Raw genomic sequence first — 23,469 nt, 5'->3', positions numbered from 1 at the left:
TCAGAACCCGAAATCGCTGTGGTCGATCGTCGTCGCGTTCACCCCGGTGAGCGTGATCGTCTGCGTGCCGATCGTGATCACCGTGTTGACGCCGACCTGCGAAATCAGCACCTGTGCCCCGAAATTGGCGGCGGTGATGCCGCAACCCGAAACATCGAGCAGGTCCTGTCCCCCGGCCGCATCGAAGTCGAAATCGACCACCGTGTCATTGCCCTGCCCGGTCACGAACACGAACACGTCGTCGCCCGTGCCCCCGGTCAGCCGGTCGCTGCCGGTGCCGCCGACGAGCCGGTCCTGCCCCGCGCCGCCCAGCAGCTGGTCGTTGCCCCCCAGCCCCTGCAACAGGTCGTCGCCGTCGAACCCGGACAGGATATTGCCCGCGCTATTGCCCGTCAGTGCGTTCGCGCCGGCATTGCCGTTGCCGTGCACCCCGGAAGTGCCCGTCAGCGTCAGGTTCTCGAGCCCGTCGGCCAGCGTGAAGGTGATGCTGCTGGTGACGAGATCGACGCCGTCCCCGTCGGTCTCGTCGACGCTGTCGCCCAGAGTGTCGACGATGTAGATATCGTCGCCGAGACCGCCTGCCATCACGTCCGCGCCGGTGCCGCCGTCGAGCGTGTCGGCGCCGCCACCGCCGAACAGCTGATCGTTGCCGGCCATCCCGCGCAGCGTATCGGCCCCCTCCATGCCCGACAGGATGTTGACGCCGGCATTGCCCGTCAGGATATTGGCGTCCGCGCTGCCCGTCGCATCGATCGCCGCCACCCCGCTCAGCGTAAGACGCTCGACCCCCGCCCCCAGCGTGAAGGACACGCTGCTGGTGACCGTATCGAGACCGTCCCCACCGGTCTCGTCGACCACGTCGCCGATATCGTCGACGACATAGCTGTCGTTGCCGCGCCCGCCGGACATCACGTCCTGGCCGGTGCCGCCGTCGAGCGTATCCGTGCCCGCGCCGCCGAACAGCTGGTCGTTGCCGGCAAAGCCCGACAGCGCGTTGGCGCCGTCATTGCCGGTGATGACGTTATCGGCGGCATTGCCCCGCCCCGCGATTCCCCCCGTCCCGGTCAGGGTGAGGCGTTCGACGCCGGCGCCGAGCGTGTAGGTGATGCTGCTGGTGACGGTGTCGATACCGTCGCTGCCGGTCTCGTCGACGATGTCGCCGGTCGTGTCGACGCTATAGAGATCGTCGCCGTCGCCGCCGGTCATGATGTCCGATCCGGTGCCGCCGTTCAGGATGTCCGCCCCCGCACCGCCGTTCAGCCGGTCGTTGCCCGACAGCCCGATCAGCGTGTCGTCGCCGTCGAGACCCGTCAGCGTGTTCGCCGCACCATTGCCCGTCAGGATGTTGGCGGCGGCGTTGCCCGTCGCGCTGGGCGAACCGCTCCCCGTCAGCGTCAGATTCTCGACACCGGCGGCGAGCGTGAAGGTCACGCTGCTCTTGACCAGGTCGACGCCATCGCCGTCGGTCTCGTCGACGACGTCGCTGACATTGTCGACCGTATAGGTATCGTTGCCCGTGCCGCCGGACAGGAGGTCGGCACCGATGCCGCCGTCGAGGTCATCGGCCCCGTCGCCCCCGAACAGCTGGTCGTTCCCCGCAAGCCCGCGCAGAGTGTCCGCGCCTTCCAGCCCGGTCAGCCGGTTCACCCCGGCATTGCCCGTCAGGACGTTCGCATCGGCATTGCCCGTCGCGTTGATCGCTGCACTGCCCGTCAGCGTGAGGTTGTCCACCCCGGCCGCTAGCGCGAAGCTCACGCTGCTGTTGACCAGATCGACGCCGTCGCCGCCTGTCTCGTCGACGGCGTCACCGACATTGTCGACCGTATAGGTGTCGTTGCCGAGCCCACCCGACATCGTGTCCGCACCGGTGCCGCCGTCCAGCCGGTCGTTGCCGCCGCCGCCGGTCAGCCAGTCGTCCCCCGCGAGCCCCGCCAGAGCATTGTCCCCGTCATTGCCGGTGACGGTGTTCGCAGCGGCGTTTCCGGTGGCGTTCAGCGCCGCGTTTCCGGTCAGCGTGACGTTTTCCAGCCCCGTCGCGAGTGTGTAGGCGATGCTGCTGAGGACGGTATCGGTCCCGTCGCCCCCGCTTTCGCTGACGACATCGCCCGTGCTGTCGACGACATAGGTGTCGTCCCCCAGCCCGCCCGCCATGGTGTCGGCGCCCGCCCCGCCATCGAGGAAATCGGCACCGGCGAGCCCCGTCAGCGTGTTGGCGGCACCGTTGCCGGTCAGCACGTCGTTGCCCGCATTGCCGGTACCGCTGATCCCCGCGGAGCCGCCGAGCATCAGATTTTCGACCTCGGTGCCCAGCGTGTAGCTGATGCTGCTGGTCACCGTGTCGGTGCCGCCTTCGCTGCCCTCGACGACCGTGTCGCCGCCGTCATCGACGACATAGGTGTCGTCGCCCAGCCCCCCCGCCATCCGGTCGGCCCCGCTGCCGCCGTCGAGGCTGTCATTCCCGTCTTCGCCGAACAGACGGTCGTCTCCGTCCAGCCCGAGCAAAGTGTCATCGCCGCCGCGCGCGAAGACGAGGTCGGCGTCCTCCGTGCCGGTGAGCACGTTGGCCTCCTCGTCGCCGAGGATCGCGTAATCGGGGATCGCGACCGCCATCGTCGCGTCGGAATAGACCACCGATTCCGGCTGGTTCGTCCCCTGCGTGCTGAACCCGCGATTGTCGGTATAGTTGGTCGCGACGCGCAGCGGCTGGCCGATATCGTCGACCGTGACCTTGTACGTGTCGTCGGTCGCCCCCGCGATATCGACCCACGTCCCTTCAACCTGACGCTGCCACTGCCGCGCAAAGCTCGTCGTGCCGTCATAATCGATGAAGCTGCCCGTCGTGACCGTCAGCACCTGATCGATTTCCGGCTCGACGTTATCGATCTCGAAGCTGCCGACATGCTGGCGGTTGATCTCGGCGACGCTGTCGGCGAACTGGATCCGCTCGACGTTGCGCAGCATGTCGCTGCCCTCGTCGCCGACATTGTCGACGACGCTGACCCGCCCGTCGGGCCGCAGCGTGATCGTGAAGTTGGAGCGGTTGCCGATATAGACCGCGGTATCCATCCCCGACCCGATCGTCGCCGCACCCGTGGCATAGCCGTTGACGGTCTCGCGGTAGACGATCTCGCGCGACGCGACGAGCTGGCCGGGGTTGATCGTCCCGTTCAGCAGCCGCGCCTGGATCTCGGTCAGCGAATCCGCGCGGAACAGCTCGGCGCCCGACCCGTCCTTGTTTTCGCGCACGCTGATGAAGACGTGCATAAAGGCGTCGCCGTCGATGACGTCGTTGCCCGCGCGCCCCTTGATGACGTCCGCACCGCCGCCGCCGATCAGCAAGTCGTCGGTCGTGCTGCCGTCCATCACCAGCGCATCGGCATCGTTCGCATCCCAGGTCTTGAAGCTCAGCAGTTCGCGCAGCCCGGTGATCAGCCGGACGCCGTCCTCGTACAGGTTGTTGCCGAGGATCCGGGGATTGTCGTCGCCGAGCAGGTCCGGGAAATTGGCGCCCGTGCTGACGAGGCCGAGCGGGATCTGCCGGCCGGTCAGCGTGTCGGCATATTTCCAGCCCGACAACGCCTCGACCAGGTCGTTGCGGTCGCGCAGCGTGAACGCCTGCTGGTTGACCGCGGCACTCAGCCCCAGATCCGAATTGGCGGCGGTCGTATCACCCTGGTGGATGACCCAGTCGAACCCGGCCATGCCGTTGTTGCGCTGGATCCCCGCCCCCTGGATCATGATGTCGTCGCCGCTCTCCCCGTCATAATCGGTGTCGTTGCCGCCGCCGTTCAGGATGTCGTTGCCGATGATCGGGCTGTTAAAGAACAGGTTCGAATTCTCGCCCGTCACGCTGTCGAAGCCGTCGCCGCCCTCGATCCAGTCGTCGCCTTCATTCCCCATCAGACCGTCGCTGCCGCTGCCGCCCAGCAGGAAGTCGTTGCCGCGGCCGGCGAACATCTCCTTCGCGTCGGTGCCGCCGACCATGAAGTCCTGGCCGCCGCCACCGAACATGATGTCGAGCCCGGAGCCGCCGCTGACGACGTCATTGCCCTCGCCACCGCGCAGGAAATCGTCGCCGAACGGGTCCTCGATGATGTCGTCGCCGTCACCGGCATAGACCTGATCGGATTCCGTGCCCGCGTTCAGGTAATCGTCGCCGCCATCGCCCCACAGCGTATCGATGCCCTTGTCGCCATAGAGCCGGTCATTGCCCTCGGTCCCGCCGAGCACGACATGCTCGCCGCCGCTATATTTGAGCATCCCGCCATCGTCATGGCCGTCGCCGTCGACGTCCTCGCCCGGGGCGATCCGCACCACCTTGGGGTCGAACGCCTGCTGGAAACTGTCCTCCCAGACCGGATCGAACGTGCCGCCCGCCAGATACGTGCCGTCCTCGCCGATATTGGTGACCTGCGGCGTCAGCGGATCAAGTTCGAGGATATAGTCCGCGGTGTTGAAGATCTGCCCGTCGACATGCGTCGAATGCACGTCGCCCAGGTCGGAATTGCGCATCACGAGATCGGCGAAGCTGCTCTTCTCCAGCTCGTTGAGCATGTTCATGCCCTGCGTACGGCTGAGATAATAGAAGCGGTCGCCGTTCTGCAGACTTTCGAGCTGGTGTTCGAACACATAGTTGAACGTCGAACCCAGCATCCCGCCGAATTCCATCTTCTCCTCGGCCAGACCGCCGATCCACAGATCGACCAGGTTCAGCCCGGTTTCGTGGCTATTGACCCCGTCGACGATGCTGGGCGCCCAGTTGCCCTTGCTCTGCAGGAAGTTGAGCCGATCGGCCGGGGCCTGGAGCACATGCTCCTCGACGCCCATCGCGGCATTCGCATGCACGACGATATCCGCGCCGCCCATCACCAGCAGGGTCGCGGCGGCGCGCTTGCCCTCCAGCGTCGTCTCGCCGGTGATCAGCGGATGCGTGCCATAGGCGGCGACGAAATTGACGATCGACAGCGGGTTCTTGATGTTCTGCGCGAAGTCGAGCCAGCTCGTATAGGGTTTGAGCTGCGAATCGTTGGTTGAGGCATAGAGCTGCGCACGCACCACGTTGAACGCCGCGACGCCGGCATCGCGGCCGCGCGCGATGTTGAGCGCGGCGAGGTCGAGCGGCAGCCCGACGAGGAAATTGCGCAGCGAATCGGGCACGAACTCGTCGATCTCGCTGCCCTCGACGCGCGTCATCCCGCGGATGATGGCGCCCGCGGCGATCGCCGCATCCTCCTCGCCGGTGACGGGATCCAGACCGGCTTCGCCAAACGCCTGCGGGTTCAGGAACGCCTCGACCAGGCTCAGCGATTGCGTCGACAGCGTCGGATCGGTGATCTCGATCGTGTCGGTCAGCATCGAATGGCCGAACCGGTACACGGCGTGCGCGAATTCGGCGGTGATCGCAGGGTCGATGTCGGCGGTATTGCTGAAGATGAACGGATCGATATTGGGCTGAATCCGGCGCGCGAACTCCTCGAACACCAGATGCTGATACTGCATTTCGGTGCTGAACCGCCCCGCCTGGAACAGCCGCTCGCCATCCCAGTCGAGTGCATCGATCGCCTGCGTCTTCGCCGTCCCGGTCAGCGCCTCGATCGCATCGAGCTCCGCCTGCGTGATCGCGCTGCGCGTGCCGTCCGCCGCAGGGCGCAGCCATTCGTTGACGATGGCGAGGTCGCCCGATGCGATGATCGTCAGCTTGTCCGCCTCGACCACGCGATTATGCTCGGCATGGAAGATGGTGTGGACCGCGGTCAGCCCGATATTCTCGTTGCCGCGGCCGTCGCCCGTGACGAAATGCGCGTCGAGCATCTCGTCGTCATAGGTCAGCGGGTTGTTGTCGTCGGCGATCAGGTCGCGCGCGTTGATCACGCCGTCCAGATTGACGTCGCGCAGGTCGTCGAGCGTGATCGCGTGGTCGCCATCCGCATCGACGATCCGCCCCTCGCCCGCGACCAGATCGGCCTCGTCGGACACGCCGTCGCCATTAAAGTCGAGCATGTCCGTATCGGCGGTCTGCCGCACCGCGGGCGTCGCCGGATTGTGATCGAGGTCGACCAGCACCGGTTCGGCATGGTGCGCGATGTCGTTGAGGAACGCGTGGCCGGTGAAGTACGCGTTCGCGGGCACCGCGACGCCCTCGGCCGTCCCCTCGAGCAGCGTGCCGTCCTTCAGCATGATCTGCGCATAGCCGTTCGCGCCGGGGATGAACCGGCCGTACGCGTCGGTCAGCAGCAGCGGCACGTTGTGCACGTCGTAGTCGTCGAGCCGGATGCCGAGCATCGTCAGCGCCTGCGCCTTGGTCTCGGCCCAGTTCGCCATCCCGCCGATCGCGCCGTCGAGCAGCCGCCCGGTCGAGATCGCATGCGAATCCTTCACCCCGTCGCCATCCGAATCGACCGAGAACTTGTATTCGCGCAGGAACACCTGATGCGACGCATGCGAGGTATAGGTCTGGTTCTGGTCAATGAACGGCGTCGTCGTGTTGACCGTCTCGGTCCCGCCGACGACCGGGTTGCCGTTGGCGTCATATTGCGTCGACCGGGTCAGCGGCATGAAGTTGGGGCCGCCGGGGACATAGAGCGGATCGTCGGGCTGCAGCGGGATCAGCACCGTGCCGTTGCCGCCCTTGGTGATCAGGTCGAGCCCATGATCGAAGAACTGGCCGAAGAACGTCATCCACGCGTTGAACGACGGCGACAGGCCGATGTCCGGCGACAGGTTCGGGATCGACGCCAGTTCCTCGTTGGTCGGGATATAGCCATCGGGCGGCGCGTCGCCGCCATGCGCATCGGCATAGGCCGCCTGCGCATGCGCGTTGACGTACCAGGCGGCGATCGCCGCGGGATTGGTGTTGGTCATGTCGGCGATCAGGTTGCTGATCAGCCGCGGGTCGGCATCGACCACGCTGCCCGGCGTGCCGTAATCGGTGTTGGTCAGGACCGGCCCGCCGGGCCCGGTGCCGAACGTCGCGCCGTCGTTCAGATTGCGGAACACCGGCGTCGTCAGCCGCGGCAGCAGCTGGTCCGCCGCGCCCAACACCGCATTGCCCGGCAGCAGATTGTTGTAGCTGCCATCGACGGTCCGCAGACCATAGGGGATCAATTGCGCCTGGGGGCCCAGGATATCCGCGAGTGACTCGCCAGCGGCATTGCGCTCGCTGATCCTGATCTGCGCCAGGATGAAGTTCAGATCTCCCAGATCGACGGTAAAGTCACCAGACATGATGCAATTTCCCCTCTGAATGACGAAACGCGAAACGTCTCGAGCGATCGTGATCGGGTCGTGATCGAAGACCGGCACACGTCGTGACGCCAACCTTCCATTCTTCGTTCGGCGGGATAAGGCCCATGAAGGACCTACGCCGGCCCCTGGCAGCCTAGGCTCTGTCCTAGGCCGAACGGCCGGGTTCGCGGCCGCTCCGCCTGGCGATGGATCCGAACACGCTTCGAATCCCGGTCTGTGCGAGGTCGAGCAAGCCCATGCGCGGCGCTACCCCGCCGCCAGTGAGGGGGGGCTCGTTCCGGCGGCGGGGTCCCGATCCGGCGAGCGAGTCAGCCGGTCGAGACGATACTGGACACAAAAGCCGCCGGGTCAGCCCCGGCGGCGTGCCAGATGACGGATCATGTCCTCGAGCGCGACCGACGGCTGGTCGTGCATCGCATAGCCCGCGACACGCGTGTCGGGCGCGAGGACATAGATGAGCGAGGAATGGTTGATGCTGTGCCCCATCTCGCCGGGCCTTGGCGGGATATGTTCACGCGCGACGTTGAACGCCTGGGTCGCGGCGTTCAGCTGCGCGCGCGTCCCCGTCGCGACCACCAGCCGCCCGTCGAACTTCTTCGCCAGCGCGCGCATCGCCGCAATGCGGTCGAGCTCGCCATGGCCGTGATGCGGCGGCGCCTGCAACGCCATCGCCGCCGCCGCGGCCGGCCGGCGGAATCGCACCACGCCGAGCGGCGGCACGTCGATGTCGACGAACAGCGCACGCGCCGCGATCCCCGACTGGCGCAGCCGTTCCGCCGTCTGCACCATGCGCGGAATGGCCATCGGGCAACTCGCGCGGCAGCGGCTGTACCCGAAGAACAGCAGCGTCCAGCGATCGCGAAAGTCCGCGGCACCGATCGGGCGGCCTGCGACATCGGAAAAGTCGAACGCCCCGCCCAGCTGCGTGGGCATTGCCGCATGCGTCGCATGGCCGGGACGTGCGGACGGGGAGGCGGACGGGGGGGCGGATCGGGTCGGGAATGTGGTCATGATACGACAATCTGCGTCTTGGCCACGCCGCGGCCATTGTCCTGGACGCGGCGGGTGATCCAGTGGAGATATTCGATCGTTGCGTTGATCGCGCCACGCTGAGCCGCGGTGATCAGGAAATCGAGCCTTGTGGCGCTGGTCAGCTCGATCGGTGTCCCCGCGGGAAAGACGATCGGCGCATTCCAGTTTTCCTTGCCCAGCCGGTGCCCGTCGCACGACACGCAGGTCACCGGCACCTGGAACGTCACCCTGAGGATCGAGTAGCTCGCGTTGAGCAGCCGGATCAGGACGGTCTCGCCGACCCGCGCCTTCGCTGCGACCTTCTGATCGGTCATCGTCTTGGTCGGGAACACACCGTTGATCAGGAAATATTTGGGCTCGAACCGGTTCAGCCCGACATTTTCGCCGCACATGCCCGCATCATGGTTGTTGCTCAGCACATTGTGCCAGCGCGCATCCATGTCGTCGCACACCCAGAGCCGCTCGACCTGATAGCGCTGGTACGGCGCATTCGCCATCGGCGACGAATAGAGATAGCCGGGCCCCTCCGGCGGATCGACGATCAGCCCGCCGAACATCCCCATCTCGAAATGCAGCGGCGTGTTGCGGTGGCAGTGATAGAAGAAGGTGCCCGGGCTCGACGCTTTCCACTGATAGGTGAACTGGTTCGCCACCTCGAACGACACATGGCCGACGCCGTCATGCATCGTCGTCGGCTCGATCCCGTGATGATGGATCGTGTGCGCATGCTTGGCGGTGAGCAAAGTGACATGCACGATCTGTCCCTCCCGCACGCGCATCAGCGGCGAGGGATAGGGCGATTTGACGCCGCTCGCCGGATCCTCGAACGCCCAGTAGCGCAGCCGTACCCCGTCGGGCGCGACCAGATTGCCGCTGGTCGTCACCTGCCGGACGAAGCTGATGTCGGGCGTCAGCCGGTCGGGCGTCGGCAGGCTCGCCTTGAAGACGTTGCAGCCGAACGTCCGGAAATTGGTGACGCCCTGTGCCGCGGTCTTGGTCCAGTCGATCCCCGACGGACTGATACTCTCATCGCCCATGGTCATTCCCCATCGTCTCGACCGGATCAGAAGGCGTAGATCGGGCTGGTCATCGTCCAGTGCGTGACCAGTCCCTGCGGATAATTGCCCCCGCCCGCGGTCTGCGACATCTCGGTGTGGCAGTGCATGACGTATTTCAGCGGGAACGGCTCCTCCCTCGGCGGCCAGACCGGCACGTCGGGTGGCCGCTCGAACGGCAGGATCATGTCCTTGCGGTCCATCGGCCGCATGACCCACACGTCGCGTTCGTAGACGTTGGTCTCGCAATAGGGGACGCCGCTCGCATCCGCCTCGGTACATTCGAACAGGTGATTGCCGTGGATGTGCGCCGAATGCGTGCACAGCCCGGCATTCATCACCCGCAACAGCGTCGGCTGACCCTGCTTCCCGACCGGCTCGATCGCCTGCGCGGCCGCCCGGTCGACGCTGGCCGTGGTGTCGTGGACCGCGGTATCGAACCCGCTCAGGCCGTTGATGTGGAAATAATCGGGGAGGAACGCATCGATCAGCGCCTGGCCCGATATCCGGTACCCCGCCGCCACGCGCGCGTTAATCGCCGAATCGGTCTGCGAGAACAGCCACAGCTTGTCGCGGGCCGGATCCCCCGCCTTCCACCGCTCGCCGGGAAAGCGCGGATGCCGCCCGAACGCATCGAACACCGCGGCGATCTGCGGCGTGTGCATCGCGCGGCTGAACGGCGTGGCCGAGCCCGCGACCGTCGTGCCCAGCGCAGGGTCGACGATGAAGGCGCCGTGCAGCCCGAGGATGCGGTTGAGCGGCGGCTCATACGGATCATGATAGAGATAGGAGCCGCCGACCGGCGCGACGAAGTCCGGCACCTGCCGCGTCTGGCCGGGGGGGATTTCGGGCACGGTCGCCTGCGGGATGCCGGTGATCGCAAAGCCGTGCGGGACGAGGTCGTTGTTCGTGATGCTGAGCGAGACGGGTTCGCCCTCGCGGTACCGCAACACCGGCTGCGGCTGGCCGCTTTCGTGGAAATAGAACACCATGTAGACGATCTTGCCGTCGATCATCTCCTTCTCGACCGGTTCGATGACCAGCCGGAGCGACTGCGCAAGATCGGACGACCCCGACAGCGACATCGGCGTCGGCGCCGGGCTGCTGAGCGGCGTGTCGGTCGGCGTGATCATCTGCTGCGCCGTCGCGGCGAGCGCCACCGTCGTTGCGCCGGCCCCAATCTTCAGAAAGTCCCGGCGCTCCATCGACTATCCCCATGACGTTCGCGCAGCGCAATATCTGCCCGATTTCCCGGTATTTAGGTGCCAGACGCTGCCGCAGGATCAAGTAGGCCGCTCGGTCTAAGACCATGGACGATGCAGGGCCCGGGCGGGCCGCCGCGCGACATGGTTGCAGGCCGGGTCAATAGGCCTGCGCATGCACCGACGCGACCGCACCGGTTCGGTTGTGCACCCCGAGCGCCTTGAACAGCCCCGACAGATGCACCTTGATCGTCCCCTCGGCGAGGTTCAGCGCATGCGCGATCTCCTTGTTCGACGCGCCCCCGACGAGCAGTTGCAGCACCTGTTGCTGCCGCCGGGTGAGCGCGCCCTCGGCCCGCACCGAGTCCGGTTCGGGCGCCGACAGGTCGCCGACCATGTCGGGCAGGTAGATATGGCCCGCGGCGACCATCCGCACCGCCTTGGCGATCTCGTCCATCGGCATGGATTCGAGGATATAGGCGTGCGCACCCGCGCTGATCAGCGACAGGATCTTCATCCGCTCGCGCGTCTGCCCGACGACGATGATCCGAAGGTGCGGGTAGGACAGGCGCAGCCGGCGCATCATCCCGTGACCTTGGCCGTTCAGAACATCGGTATTGATGACGGCGAGCTTGGTGCAGTGCGCCCTCAGGAGATGCGCCTGGACGCTGCTCCAGTTCGATGTCGTCAGAACCGTATCGGCTAGATGCTGCTGGCTGAGAATGCTCGATATGGCGTAGCGGAACATTTCGGCATTGCTTGCGACAATAGCGTTGGATCTATCCAATTCATCATTGCGAATGATCTGCTCATTCATGACGCCCCTCCATTGGATGTTTTTGTAATATTACGCGATAATCTTACCAAAGCTGCCTAGACCATTGGCTGAGGCTGCGACCACGCCGGGTCTTAGGCAAGTCCGTACGGATACGGACCCCAGACAGTCTGTTCAGGCTTGGCACACCATGACCACCACACCGGCTTTGCTTCAATTTGAGACGGTTGCACTGCACGAAGACCCCGGCCGGTGTCTGGAAACCCCTATGCGGAAAGCGTAGCATTTTGGTTCTTTCCGGCGGATTCGAATTTGGAGCGATCGTGCAGCGGCTATGGGCCATCGTCGACCAGCAGGAGACCGCGTCCGACTGGCGCTGGAACCTGCTGCAAGGCGTGGGGTTCGGCAGCGCCGCGCTGGTTGCCACGGCGGTCGGCCGGCACCTGTTCGGGATCGACCTGCCCTTCACCTTCGCGCTGGCGGCGATCGCGATCGGCGCCGTCCTGGGGGGTGCGCTGACCGCGTGCGTGGGCGCCGCGACGACGATCCCCACCGCGCTGGTGTTCAGCGCGCACCATCCGCTCGTGACGCCGCTGAACACGCTGGTCGTGACCGGTTTTGCGATCGTCCTCGCGCTGTTCGGCGGTCGCATGACCCTTCTGCGCCAGCGCGCCGGCCTCGCGCAGGGCCGGTCGCACCAGCGCGAACTCTGTCTCCACTCGATCTTCAACACCACCCCCGCGGCGATGCTCATCGTCGACGCGGCGGGCGACGTGCTCGCGATCAACCGGAGCGCGCGCGGCATCCTGGGGATCACCGACCCCGATACCGGACGCCTGCGGCTCGCGGACCTGCTTCCCGGCCTGCCCGACCTGTCCGGCGAGACCGCGACCGCGCACGAACTGTGCCGCGCCGATGGCACGCGTCTCGCGCTGTCGCTGTCGAGCGGGACGCTGCCGTTCGCCGCGACCGGGCTGCGCACGCTCCATCTCCGTGACGAGACCGAACAGGTCGCCGCCGCCGAACGGCTCGCGCTGCTGCAGGCGGAGCTCCACCAGCTCGCACGCGCCACCGCGCTCGGCCAGCTCGGCTCGGCGATTGCGCATGAACTGAACCAGCCGCTGGCGACCGCCGCGAACTTCGCCACCGTCGCGCAGGCGGCGCTGGCGCGCGGCCGCGACACTGTCGAGGTCGGCGCGGCGCTCGACGGCGCGGTCCAGGAGATCTTCCGGGCGGCCGCCGTGCTCAAAAGGCTGCGCCGGTTCGTCGAGCGCGGTCCGCTGCAGGCGCAATGGGTCGATGCGCGCGACATCATCGCGGAGGGGGCGACGCTCGGCATGCTCGCGGTCCGTCAGGCCGGAGCGGAGCTGAAGGTCAGTATCGCGCCCGATCTCGGCGAATTGTGGATCGATGCGATCCAGATCCAGCAGGTCCTGCTCAACCTGATCGCCAATGCGGCCGATGCGGTGTCCGACACGGCGATCCGCGTGATCGACCTGCGCGCCGTCTCGGGGCCTGACGGGCAGTGCACGATCACCGTCTCCGACACCGGCCCCGGCATCGCGCCCGGCCAGGAACAGGCGATCTTCGCCCCGTTCCGCACCAGCAAGCCCCATGGCCTCGGTGTCGGGCTCGCCATCTGCCGCGCGATCGTCGACGCGCATGAGGGGACGATCACTGCCGCGACGAACAGCGGCGGCGGCGCGACCTTCCGCGTCTCGCTGCCGCAGCGTCCTGGTGCCGGGTCCAGTGGAGAAATGGTCGCCCATGCCGCGTGACCGGCCGATCTACATCATCGATGACGAGCCCCAGATGTGCCGCTCGCTCGAAATGCTCCTCGCGCTGGAGGAGTTCGAGACCCGCTCCTTCCCCAGCGTCGAGGCGTTCATGCTCGACCTGCCGCGGCTTCCGCCCGGAATCATTCTCAGCGACGTCGCGCTGGGCGGCCTCAGCGGTCTCGAGCTGTTGCAGACCCTCCCATCGCTCGACCGGTCGGACCCGGTGATCCTCGTCACCGGTCATGCGGATATCCCGATGGCGGTAGCGGCGATGAAATCGGGCGCTGTCGACCTGCTCGAAAAGCCGTTCGAGGCGCAGCGGCTGCTCGGCGCGGTGGCGGCGGTCCGCGACCGGATCCTGCAATCGACCCTGCTCGAGCAGCGCCTCGCCTCGCTCTCGCACCGCGAACGCCAGGTCCTGCGCCAGATCGTTGAGGGGCTGACCGCGAAACAGATTGCGACGCGGCTGGATATCAGCCCGCGCACGGTCGAAACCTACCGCGAGCATCTCATGCGCAAGACGGGCGCGACGAGCCTGGCGCAGCTCGTCCGGTTCGCGGTCGAGGCGCGCGTCACGTGCGTGCCGTTGTAAGAAACAGCCGATCTTAGGCTATACTTAACCCCGCCGCCCCATAGCGCTGTCGCAGGGAGACCGTGGCTATGGTACTGGAACAATACAGTTTTGATAATGTCGCGCTGCCCGAGCTCGACACGATGCGCGTCGAGGACCGCGACACCCTGCCGTTCGGGGTGGTCGGGTTCGAAGCCGACACGCTCGTCCAGGTCTATAACGCGACCGAGGCGCGGATGTCGGGCCTGGATCCCGCGACCGTGATGGGCGTGCCGTTCTTCGATGCGGTGGCGCAGTGCATGAACAATTTCATGGTCGCGCAGCGGTTCGAGGACGAGCCCGAGATCGACGACATCGTCCCCTATGTCCTCACGCTGCGGATGCGCCCGACCAGGGTCCGGCTGCGTCTGCTGGCGGCACCCGGCGTTGCGCGCCGCTATATCCTCATCGAACGCTAAGCCGCGTCGATGAGCGATAGGTCGAGCGAGGAAGAGCTTCTCGAGTTTCTGTACGCCTGCCCCGTCGGCCTGATCGAGTGCGACAGCAGCGGCGCGATCGCGATGATGAACCCGCACGCGATGCAGCATCTCCTGCCGCTCGCCGGGCCGCGCGACCCCGGCAATCTCTTCGCCGCGCTCGAACATCATGCGCCCGAATTGCGCAGCATCGTCGCGGCCTATGCGCCGGCGACGGGCCGGATCTGCGACGGCCACCGGATCTTCGTCGATCTCGCCACGCGTCGACGCGGTACCGCGCCCAAGGTGCTGGCGTGCACCTTGGTCAAGCTCGGCCCCGATCGACTGATGGCGACGCTGTCCGATATCAGCGAGCAGGTCGCCCAGGAGGCGCGGCTGCGTCAGGCGGATACCTGGTTTGCGACCCTGCTCGACAGCGTCAGCCATTATGCCGCGCTGACGATCACGCCCAGCGGCGAGATCCAGTCCGCCGACGCCTGCTTCGCCCGCCAGACCGGACACGCCGCCGCCGATGTCATCGGACGCCACCTCGCCGAGATCGGCGGGACCGAGGCGAGCGGCGGCGATCTTCGCCTGGACGAGCAGCTGCTGATCGCCGCGCGCGAGGGCTGGCATCTTCAGGAAGGATGGCAGCAGCGCGCGGATGGCGAGCGCTACTGGTGCCAGCGGCTCGTCGTCGCGCGATCCGAACGGGGCGAGCCGCGCGCCTCCGGCTTCTCGGTCATCCTGCGCGACGTGCCGCGGCGTGGCGAGGCGGCGGAAGACATGCGTCGCCTGTTGAACCATGATCACCTGACCGGCGCCGCCAACCGACGGCATTTCGGCGAGGTGCTGAAACGCGAACAGCGGCACTGGCGCGAGCTGCGGCAATCGCTGTCGCTGATCGTTCTCGACCTCGATCATTTCAAGGCGGTCAACGACACGCATGGCCACCCGGTCGGCGACACGCTGCTCCGCCGCGTTACCGATGTGTGTACCGCGCTGCTCCCGCCCTGCGGGATATTCGCGCGGCTCGGGGGCGAGGAGTTCGGCGTCCTGCTGCCGCGGTATGACGAGGATCAGGCGGCGGCGCTTGCCGAAGCGATGCGCGCGGCGATCGCCGGAATCGCGGTCGACACGCCGCGCGGTGGCTTGCACGTCACCGCCAGCCTGGGCTGCGCCACGCTCGGCGAAACCGACGGTTCGATCGATGCGCTGCTCGCGCTCGCGGATGATCGCCTCTACGCCGCCAAGCATGCCGGGCGGAACCGGGTCCGCTCGCGCGAGACCGCGACCGCGTGACCCGGCCCGGATTGTCGCGCGCCGCGGTGCACCGCATCGCCTGCGCGGTCGTCGCGACGGAGATGGCGCGGCTCCGCGATCCCGCGCCGCCCGCCGCAACACGCGGCGACTGGCCCGACACCATGCCGATCGGCGACGAGGGCCTCGGGCTCGATTCGATGGAGCAGCTCGGCGCGCTGGGCGCGCTGGCCGAGGCGTTCGACCTCGACGACGATACGCTCGGCGAGGGTCCGCCGCAGACGGTCGGCGCCTGGACCGACTGGATCCTGCGCGCGCACGCTAAGGGCCCCGGCCGGATCGGGGTGCGGACGTCCGGCTCGACCGGCAGCCCGCGCCTCTGCGTCCATGCCGTCCCCGACCTGCTTGAAGAAGCAGCCTTCTTCGCGACACGGTTCGCCGATCGGCGCCGGGTCGTCGCACTGGTCCCCGCCGATCATCTCTACGGGCTGGTCTGGACCGCGCTGCTGCCCGACGTGCTGGATATTCCCGTCGCCGTGCGGACGATCGGCGCACCGCTGTCGCTCGAGGCGGGCGACCTCGTCGTCGCGGTGCCCGACCAGTGGCGCGCGCTGTCGCGGATGATGCGCCACTGGCCGGGGGATGTCATCGGCATCAGTTCCGCCGGGCCGCTCGACGACGCCATCGCCGCCGTGCTGCTCGCGGCGGGGCTTGCCGGGTTGGCCGATATCTACGGCGCCTCCGAAACCGGCGGTATCGCGATGCGCACGCTGCCCGCGCTCGATTATGATCTGCTGCCCCGCTGGCAGCTCACCGCCGCCGACCCGGATGACTGGCGGCTCGTCGACTGCGACGGCCGGCACCACGACCTACCCGACCATGTCGCGCGTCTCGGCGAGCGCGTCATTCGCCCGGTCGGCCGGCGCGACGGGGCGGTCCAGGTCGCCGGGCACAATGTCTGGCCAGGGCGCGTCGCCGGCGTGCTGCGGACGATGGAGGGTGTCGCGGACGTCGCGGTGCGGCTGCACGGCAATGGCCGGTTGAAGGCGTTCGTCGTGCCGCACCCCGGTCAGGACCCCGCCCGGCTGTCCGCGCGGATCGAGCAATTCGCGGCGAACCGGCTCACCGATCCCGAACGTCCGAAAGCCTATCGCTTCGGCACGGCGGTGCCGCGCACGGTCTTGGGCAAGCTCGAAGACTGGGGCTGATGCCGCCCCGCCGGCGTCTAGCGCCCCCTCAGCGCATAGCCGCGGGTCTTCTCGCCGAGCGCGGCGTAGATCGCGGCCTGATCGAGGAGCAGGTGGCGCTGTTCGTCCGTCTTCGCAGCAGCGGCCGCGGCCAGCGCGTCGATCGTCAGCCGCTCATAGTCGGGGGTCGGGTCTTGGTCTGGCATGGGTCTGCCGTTCATTCCTCTTCACGATGTCCCGTGACGATAAATGGCCTGCTTCCGGCCGCAACCTGCTTAAAACGCTGCTTAACTGGCCAGAGATGTTGCGCATGTCCGGGCGCCGTTGCACGGCTGCGGATACTATTCCGGCATCGGCATCGCGGATTTCCGCCGTCACGGTCGCCGTCACGGCCGTGCAATCTGAGTTAAGATTCTGACCCATATAGACGCGTGACAACAAACCCATCCTGCCACATCGCGCGCAGCACTGGATCGCGAATCTCGTCATAGGGGCAAAGCGCGAGATGGGCGACCGGATCGCTGGCGGCGATACGGCCGTCATTTCTGGCTTTCAAACAGTCTCTTGCGAAATCCGGCATCTTGCGGCCCCACTGCTGTCGTCGCGTCGTCCGCCCCATGCTCAGATTCTTACAAAAGGAGCAATGGCTTGTCCCAAACCGACACAGCGCCCCGCGCCGCGCGGGGACGCGGTTCGCCACGCCGCGAGCGGCGCGGTCCGCACTGTCTCTACAGGATCGACGATCGCGACCGACGCTCTACGCAAGTACAGCCGGACCAGCGAGACTCACCCGACGGCCGGACGTGGCAGATGAACCAGCAACGCCCGCCATCGCTCGCAAGGATGTTCGCCAAAGGTCTGAGCCTTTACTCCCTTCGACATTGCCGCACCGCAGCAAATTCTGTGCGCATTGCAGCGGTGATTTATCACGCCCACCTTTCACCTTCCCCACAACCGCCGATCGCACGGAAAAAGCGCCCGACTACCATTGTGCAGTGATAGCGCTATCGATATCATCCCGAAAACAGTCGAAAAGGGGAGAGCGGATATGCGCATCGGATGTCGCGGCAACCAAGTCGTTCGAGGGACAGGACGTCGTCTTGCGTGGCTGGTCGGCCTGACGATCGCGGTCGCCCCGCCCGCGCTGGCGCAGTCCTCCGACACCATGGCGTCGATCGCCATCCCCGCGCAGCCCGGCGCAATCGACCTCGGTACCGGGAAGCTCCCCGGGGCGACCGCCCCCGAAGCCTGGCACAGCCAATATGGCAGCGTGTTCGCGCGCAACGTGACGGTCGCGACGCTGACCCCCGTCCTGCCCGATCCCGCCAAGGCCAACGGCACCGCTGTGATCGTCGCGCCGGGCGGTGGATTCCGCACGCTGTCGATGGAGAATGAGGGGTGGGACGTGGCGCGCGCGCTCGCCGCGCGGGGCGTCGCGGCGTTCGTGCTCAAATACCGGCTGAACCAGACGCCGGCGGATCTCGAGACCTTCGCGCGTCCCGCTCCCGCTGGTGCCTCCGCTGGCGCAACCCCGCCACGCCGGGACCCCGCGGCGATGATGGCGGGCCTAGCGCCGCAGATCGCCGATGCGCGCGCGGCGTTCGCGCTCGTCCGCAAGCGGGCGGGCGAATGGCACGTCGATCCGGCGCGCATCGGCATGGTCGGCTTTTCGGCGGGCGCGATGCTGACGATGGCGACAACACTGGCAGGTCAGGACGCGAAGCCCGCATTCATCGGCAACATCTACGGCCCGCTCGGCGCGATGACGGTGCCCGCCGACGCACCGCCGATGTTCGTCGCGCTGGCGGCGGACGATCCGCTGTTCGGCAATGCCGGCTACGGCCTGATCGACAGCTGGCGCACCGCCAAACGCCCGGTCGAGTTTCACCTGTACGAACAGGGTGGGCACGGCTTCGGCATGTATCCAAAGACGACCACGAGCACCGGCTGGTTCGACGAATTCGCGCGCTGGATGGCGATGCACGGCTGGATCAAGCCGGCGTAATAACCGCGCCCCTTACGACGCGATCGCCGCCTCCAGCGTCTGCAGGAACCGCGCCGGCGCCTCGACCTGCGGCGCATGACCCAGCCCCTCGAGGCGGATCAGCCGCGCGTCGGGGATGCGTCGTGCCGCGGTCACCGCCGCCTGCGGCACGGTCTGGACCTGTGGACGACGCGCGGGCGGGGCACTGCCCGCGCGGAATGCGGTGAGATCGCGGTCGCCGATGATCAGCCGCACGGGCATCGCCAGCCGCGGCAGCTCGGCCGCGACCGGCTGGGTCTGGATCATGTCGGACAGCCGCGCCTGCGCATCGCGCACGACATCGCCGTCGGGACCGGCATATTGCCCCGCCAGCATCGCCACCCAGCGATCATAGGCCGGGCGCCATTCCCCGTGATAATAGTTGCGCAGCTGATACGCCTTGATCGACGCGGCATCGGTCTTCGCCTCCTCGGTCCGCAACGCGCCGAGATCGGTATAGGGCACGCCCTGCGCCAGCGTGTCGTTCAGCCCGAGCGGATTGACGAGCACGAGCCGCGACACGCGCTCGGGATGGAGCAGCGCGAACCGCGTCGCGAGGATCCCGCCGGTCGAATGGCCGACCAGGATGACCTTGCCCGCCCCGGCCCGGTCGAGCAGCGCGCGGGTCAGTTCGGCCATCGCGTTGAAGCTGTACTGATAGCCCTTGGGCTTGGACGATTTGCAGAAGCCGACCTGATCCGGCGCGATCACCCGGTAGCCTGCACCCGCAAGCCCGCGTGCGGTCTCGTCCCAGGTCGCGGCGCAGAAATTCTTGCCGTGCAGCAGCACGACCGTCGTGCCGTTCGCGCGCGCGGTCGGTGCGAGGTCGAGATACGCCATCCGCACCGCCTGCCCCTGCGACGATCCGTCATACCAACGGAGCGACGCGGGGTAGGCAAAGCGCTCGAGATTGGCGCCGAGCGGCACGGTCTGGGCAAGGCCCGGCGTGGCGGAGGCGGTGAACGCGGCGATAGCGGCGATCGCGGCGGGGATTTTGAAACGGATCATCCGCCTCTAACGACCGGCCGCGGCGAGGTGTCCCGTCCTACAGGCCCGGACCGTCCGCGTCATATTTGAGTTCGAGATACCGCCCCTGGATCGCAATCTCATCGAGGCTGCTCCGCCCGAGGCACTCGCCGGCGCGCGCGAGCTCGGCATCGATCAGCCGCAGCCCGTTGATCAGGTGATCGTCGGGCGTCCGGCCATCCGCCTGCATTTCGCGCCGCGCCGAAATGCTGACCATCCGCCAGCTGTCGACCAGCGCGGGCAGTTCGACCGCGACGAGCTTGCGGATCGACGCCGCGGCCGGGCTGCGCGGATCGAGCCGGGCGAGGCGCGGCGCCAGCGCCTCGAACCGGCTGCTCAGGGCATCGGCGAGCCGCAGCGCGGGCAGCGGCATCCCGCGGCGTTGCGCGGCGAGCCAGATCCCCGCCTGCTCGGCGAGCCCGGCCAGCTCGGTCTCCACCAGCGCCTCGCGTCCCGGCGCGCGCGGATCGGCCTGCGCGACGATCATGATCACCAGCAACAGCATCAGCGCCGCTGCGACGGCAAGCGCCAGCATCGCCGGCAGGACCGCGGCGAACGCCGCGCCGCCGAGCAGCGACACGATCGCCGCGAGGACCAGCCGGACCATCAGCCGCTTCTGCCGACGCGCCCTCGCCTCGCGCTCGCGCCGCGCCTGCTCGCGGCCCTCGGGAGACAGCCGCCGGAGCAGCTCTTCGGCCTGGGTGAGCCCGACATCGGCGAACCCTGCCGCGACGCTGCGGGCACGGTCGATCATCAGGGCGCGCTGACCGCTATTGTCGTCCATCGCGCGAGGATGCCGGTCTTTGCGCGCCCGGTCCAGACCCGCGCGGTGCGACAGACGCAGCCAAAGTGATCGCAGATCGACGTCAAATTGATCTATGTCAATTACGACGGCCGGTGCGATGGAACGGTTCCGCGCCTGCATCGTCCGGTAGGGGTCAGTTTCGCGAGGCCCCATGACCCCACCCACCTTGTTGTTTTTACACGCTCTTGGCGCCAGCGCGCGCGAATGGCAGCAGGTCGCCGATCACCTGTCCGACCATGATTGCGTCGCGCTCGATCTGCCGGGGTTCGGCGACGCGGCCGATACGGGGCATGCCGATGTCGGGACGATGACCGACTGGCTGGCGCAGGAAATCCGCGCCCGCGACCTTACCGCCTGCGTGCTCGTCGGGCACAGCATGGGCGGCAAGATCGCCACGCTCGTCGCCGCGCGCGCTGCCGCGGGCGAGCCGCGTCTCGCGAACATTCTCGGCGTCGTCCTCGTCGCCGCCTCGCCCCCCTCGCCCGAACCGATGGACGAAAAACGCCGGGCGGAGATGATCGGGTGGTTCGCCGATGGCCAGGCCTCGCGCGACGATGCAGAAACCTTCGTCGATGCCAACAGCGCCGAGACGCTCCCGGAGGCCCTGCGCGATCAGGCGATCGACGACGTGCGACGCTCGAACCGCGCGGCCTGGCTCGGCTGGCTCGAACGCGGCAGCCGCGAGGACTGGGCTGCCGCGGTCGGACAGCTCGCGCTCCCCGCGCTGATCATTGCCGGGACCGAAGACGGCGATCTCGGCGAGGATGCGCAGCGCCGGCTCAACCTGCCGCATTATGCCAATGCCCGGATGCGCGTCGTCCAGGGTGCCGCGCACCTCATCCCCTATGAACAGCCCCGCGCGCTCGCCGCGCTGATCCGCGAGCACGCGGCACTGGCGACGATGGCCGCGCTGCCCGAAGATTTCGCCCGGCTGCTCGACTCCGATCGCGTCAGCAGCGGGACGCGCGCCGCGATGCTCGACCGAATCTACCCGATGCCCGTCGGTACCGCGTTATGGGACGACGCCGACCATGCAACCGTCGCGGCGCTGGTGGCCCGGATCCTCCCCGATTGCGGCGCCGACCGTGCGCTGGCGGGTCGCATCCTCGCCTCGGTCGCGCAGGGTGTCGGCGACGGCTGGCGCTTCGCCGAGCTGCCGGACGACCGCGCCGCGTGGTCGCGCGGGCTCGCGACGCTCGATACGGCGACGGGCGGTTTCGTCTCGCTGGCCGATCCCGACCAGGACGGCTGGCTCGATCGCATCGCCGGCGGCACGGTCGGCATCGAGAAGGACGCGACCCGCCTGTCGCCCGTGCAGATGCGGCTCTGGTTCGAGGATGTCCGCGCCGAGACTGTCCGCATATGGATGGCGCAGCCCGCGACGATGGCCGCGATCGGCTATGACGGCTTTGCGGTCGGCGGCGATGGTCCCCGCAAGCAGGGCTATACCCGCACCGGCGCCGACGATCCCGAAGCGTGGCAGCGCCCGTCGCAGGAGCGCGGGGCGTGACGACGAGGCAGCATGGTGCGAATGACGTCGTCGATGCGGTCGTGATCGGCACCGGCGCGGGCGGTGCGCCGCTTACCGCCCGGCTCGCCCAGGCGGGCCTGTCGGTTGTCGCGCTCGAGGCGGGCCGCGCCTTCCGTCCCGACGAGCATGTCGCCGACGAGGTCGCGGCCGACATCTACTGGATGGAGGAACGGCTGAGCGGCGGATCGACGCCGACCGCGTTCGGGTCGAACAATTCAGGCATGGGCGTCGGCGGCTCGACGCTGCACTGGGGCGCCTTTTGCCCGCGTCCCGATCCCCGCGACCTGCGGCTCAAGACGCTGACCGGCGAAGGCGCCGACTGGCCGATCGATTCAGCCGAGCTGACCCGGTACATCGCGGAGGTCGAGGCGTTCACCGGCGTTTCGGGCCCGGCCGACTATCCGTGGGACGCCACCCGCCGCTACGCCTATCCCCCGGTCGCGCGTAACGCCGCCGCCGACGCCATGGCGCGCGGCTGCGCGGCGCTCGGCATCACCGCGACCGACGCCCCCGCCGCCCTGGTCTCGCGCGATCGCGACCAGCCGCACTGGGGACAGCGCCAGGCCTGCGTCAATTGCGGCGCCTGTCACCAGGGCTGCCGCAACGCCGCCAAGACGAGCATGGACACGACCTATCTGCCCCTCGCGGTCGCGCATGGGGCCGAGATCCGCGCGCGCGCGCGCGTGGTCGCGTTCGACTATGACGGCCGCGGCCGGATCAGCGCGGTCGTGTACAGCCAGAATGGGCAGGAGCATCGCCAGCTTTGCGCCGCGGTCTTCCTCTGTGCGGGCGGTATCGAGACGCCGCGGCTGCTGCTCAACCTCGGCATCGCCAATTCGAGCGGTCAGGTCGGACGCAACTTCATGGCGCATGTCGCGACCCAGATCTGGGGCCGGTTCGACGCGGAGATGCGGATGAACCGCGGCTATCCCTCGTCGCTGATCAGCGAGGACATGATGCGCCCCGGCGATGCCGGCTGCGCGGGGGGCTATCTGATCCAGAGCCTCGGCGTGCTCCCCGTCAACCTCGCCACCGGGCTCGCCCGCGGCGCCGGCCTTTGGGGCGAACGACTCCAGACGCTCCTGCGCGGCTATAACCGGATGGCGGGGATCGGCATCAACGGCGAATGCCTGCCGCATGCCGACAACCGGCTGACGCTCGCCGACGAGGTCGACGCCTTCGGCCACCGCAAGGCGCGGATCGACTTCAGCTATCACGCCAACGAACAGGCGATCGATCGCCACGCGCGGCGCACGCTTAGCGACATCTGGGCGGCGGCGGGCGCGCAGGACATCTTCGCGGTCGATCGCTCGGCGCATACGATCGGCACCTGCCGCATGGGGCATGACGGCGACACCGCAGTGGTTGATTCCGACGGCCGCAGCTTCGACATTGCGAACCTGCGGATCTGCGACAATTCCATCTTTCCCAGCGCATTGGCGGCCAATCCCGCGCTGACGATCATGGCGCTGTCGCTGCGCACCGCCGACCGTTTTCTCGCATCCGACGATTGAGGAGTTTCAC

16 protein-coding genes are annotated in these 23,469 nt (G+C 67.6%); 8 read left to right on the top strand and 8 right to left on the bottom strand.

Annotated elements, in window-relative coordinates:
• From IFT87_RS07945 to IFT87_RS07925, 5 genes are all read right to left on the bottom strand, one after another.
• Positions 1-7,224 (bottom strand): peroxidase family protein, encoded by a 7,224-nt coding sequence (locus IFT87_RS07945; RefSeq protein WP_192008054.1) that lies wholly within the window; start codon positions 7,222-7,224, stop codon positions 1-3.
• A gap of 369 nt (positions 7,225-7,593) precedes the next feature.
• Positions 7,594-8,178 carry an SCO family protein gene (locus tag IFT87_RS07940; RefSeq protein WP_192008052.1) on the bottom strand — a complete coding sequence of 195 codons (585 nt, stop codon included), beginning with the start codon at positions 8,176-8,178 and terminating at the stop codon, positions 7,594-7,596.
• 74 nt (positions 8,179-8,252) lie between these two features.
• Positions 8,253-9,320: a multicopper oxidase domain-containing protein gene (locus IFT87_RS07935; protein ID WP_192008050.1), complete on the bottom strand. Its 1,068-nt coding sequence runs from the start codon at positions 9,318-9,320 to the stop codon at positions 8,253-8,255.
• A 20-nt stretch (positions 9,321-9,340) separates the two neighbouring features.
• Positions 9,341-10,537, bottom strand: a complete 1,197-nt coding sequence (locus IFT87_RS07930; RefSeq protein ID WP_192008048.1) for a hypothetical protein — start codon at positions 10,535-10,537, stop codon at positions 9,341-9,343.
• 157 nt (positions 10,538-10,694) lie between these two features.
• On the bottom strand, positions 10,695-11,282 hold the full coding sequence (locus IFT87_RS07925; RefSeq protein ID WP_192008046.1) for a LuxR C-terminal-related transcriptional regulator: 588 nt from the start codon (positions 11,280-11,282) through the stop codon (positions 10,695-10,697).
• Between the two features lie 350 nt (positions 11,283-11,632).
• On the opposite strand from IFT87_RS07925, the gene IFT87_RS20865 reads away from it, so the two are divergent.
• The 5 genes from IFT87_RS20865 to IFT87_RS20860 all read left to right on the top strand — a co-directional run bounded on the left by IFT87_RS20865 (position 11,633) and on the right by IFT87_RS20860 (position 16,581).
• Positions 11,633-13,087, top strand: a complete 1,455-nt coding sequence (locus IFT87_RS20865) for an ATP-binding protein (protein WP_192008044.1) — start codon at positions 11,633-11,635, stop codon at positions 13,085-13,087.
• Positions 13,077-13,679 (top strand): response regulator transcription factor, encoded by a 603-nt coding sequence (locus IFT87_RS07915; RefSeq protein WP_037530253.1) that lies wholly within the window; start codon positions 13,077-13,079, stop codon positions 13,677-13,679. The genes IFT87_RS20865 and IFT87_RS07915 overlap by 11 nt, the downstream gene beginning before the upstream one ends.
• A gap of 68 nt (positions 13,680-13,747) precedes the next feature.
• Positions 13,748-14,116 carry a phosphonate transporter gene (locus IFT87_RS07910; protein ID WP_037530251.1) on the top strand — a complete coding sequence of 123 codons (369 nt, stop codon included), beginning with the start codon at positions 13,748-13,750 and terminating at the stop codon, positions 14,114-14,116.
• Between the two features lie 9 nt (positions 14,117-14,125).
• Positions 14,126-15,415: a sensor domain-containing diguanylate cyclase gene (locus IFT87_RS07905; RefSeq protein ID WP_192008042.1), complete on the top strand. Its 1,290-nt coding sequence runs from the start codon at positions 14,126-14,128 to the stop codon at positions 15,413-15,415.
• Positions 15,412-16,581 carry an AMP-binding enzyme gene (locus tag IFT87_RS20860; protein WP_192008040.1) on the top strand — a complete coding sequence of 390 codons (1,170 nt, stop codon included), beginning with the start codon at positions 15,412-15,414 and terminating at the stop codon, positions 16,579-16,581. Before IFT87_RS07905 ends, IFT87_RS20860 begins: the two co-directional genes overlap by 4 nt.
• 17 nt (positions 16,582-16,598) lie before the next feature.
• Here the strand turns inward: IFT87_RS20860 and IFT87_RS07895 are convergent, their stop codons facing one another.
• The gene (locus tag IFT87_RS07895; RefSeq protein ID WP_157840578.1) at positions 16,599-16,766 is read right to left on the bottom strand and encodes a hypothetical protein; all 168 of its coding nucleotides are present in this window, start codon (positions 16,764-16,766) and stop codon (positions 16,599-16,601) included.
• A gap of 842 nt (positions 16,767-17,608) precedes the next feature.
• On the opposite strand from IFT87_RS07895, the gene IFT87_RS07890 reads away from it, so the two are divergent.
• The gene (locus IFT87_RS07890) at positions 17,609-18,565 is read left to right on the top strand and encodes an alpha/beta hydrolase (RefSeq protein ID WP_084215291.1); all 957 of its coding nucleotides are present in this window, start codon (positions 17,609-17,611) and stop codon (positions 18,563-18,565) included.
• Between the two features lie 12 nt (positions 18,566-18,577).
• On the opposite strand, the gene IFT87_RS07885 is transcribed toward IFT87_RS07890, so the two are convergent.
• Positions 18,578-19,591 carry an alpha/beta fold hydrolase gene (locus IFT87_RS07885; RefSeq protein ID WP_192008038.1) on the bottom strand — a complete coding sequence of 338 codons (1,014 nt, stop codon included), beginning with the start codon at positions 19,589-19,591 and terminating at the stop codon, positions 18,578-18,580.
• 37 nt (positions 19,592-19,628) lie between these two features.
• The gene (locus IFT87_RS07880; protein WP_192008036.1) at positions 19,629-20,393 is read right to left on the bottom strand and encodes a hypothetical protein; all 765 of its coding nucleotides are present in this window, start codon (positions 20,391-20,393) and stop codon (positions 19,629-19,631) included.
• Between the two features lie 172 nt (positions 20,394-20,565).
• On the opposite strand from IFT87_RS07880, the gene IFT87_RS07875 reads away from it, so the two are divergent.
• A complete protein-coding gene (locus tag IFT87_RS07875) occupies positions 20,566-21,924 on the top strand; it encodes an alpha/beta hydrolase (protein WP_192008035.1) in 1,359 nt (452 codons plus the stop codon).
• Positions 21,921-23,459 (top strand): GMC oxidoreductase, encoded by a 1,539-nt coding sequence (locus IFT87_RS20855; RefSeq protein WP_192008034.1) that lies wholly within the window; start codon positions 21,921-21,923, stop codon positions 23,457-23,459. Before IFT87_RS07875 ends, IFT87_RS20855 begins: the two co-directional genes overlap by 4 nt.
• Positions 23,460-23,469 lie beyond the last annotated feature (10 nt).

The organism is Sphingomonas sp. CFBP 8765, assembly GCF_014841445.1.
Classification (GTDB): Bacteria; Pseudomonadota; Alphaproteobacteria; order Sphingomonadales; family Sphingomonadaceae; genus Sphingomonas; species Sphingomonas aerolata.
Note: the sequence above shows the minus strand (reverse complement) of the source record. Positions and strands in the feature narration are given on the sequence as shown.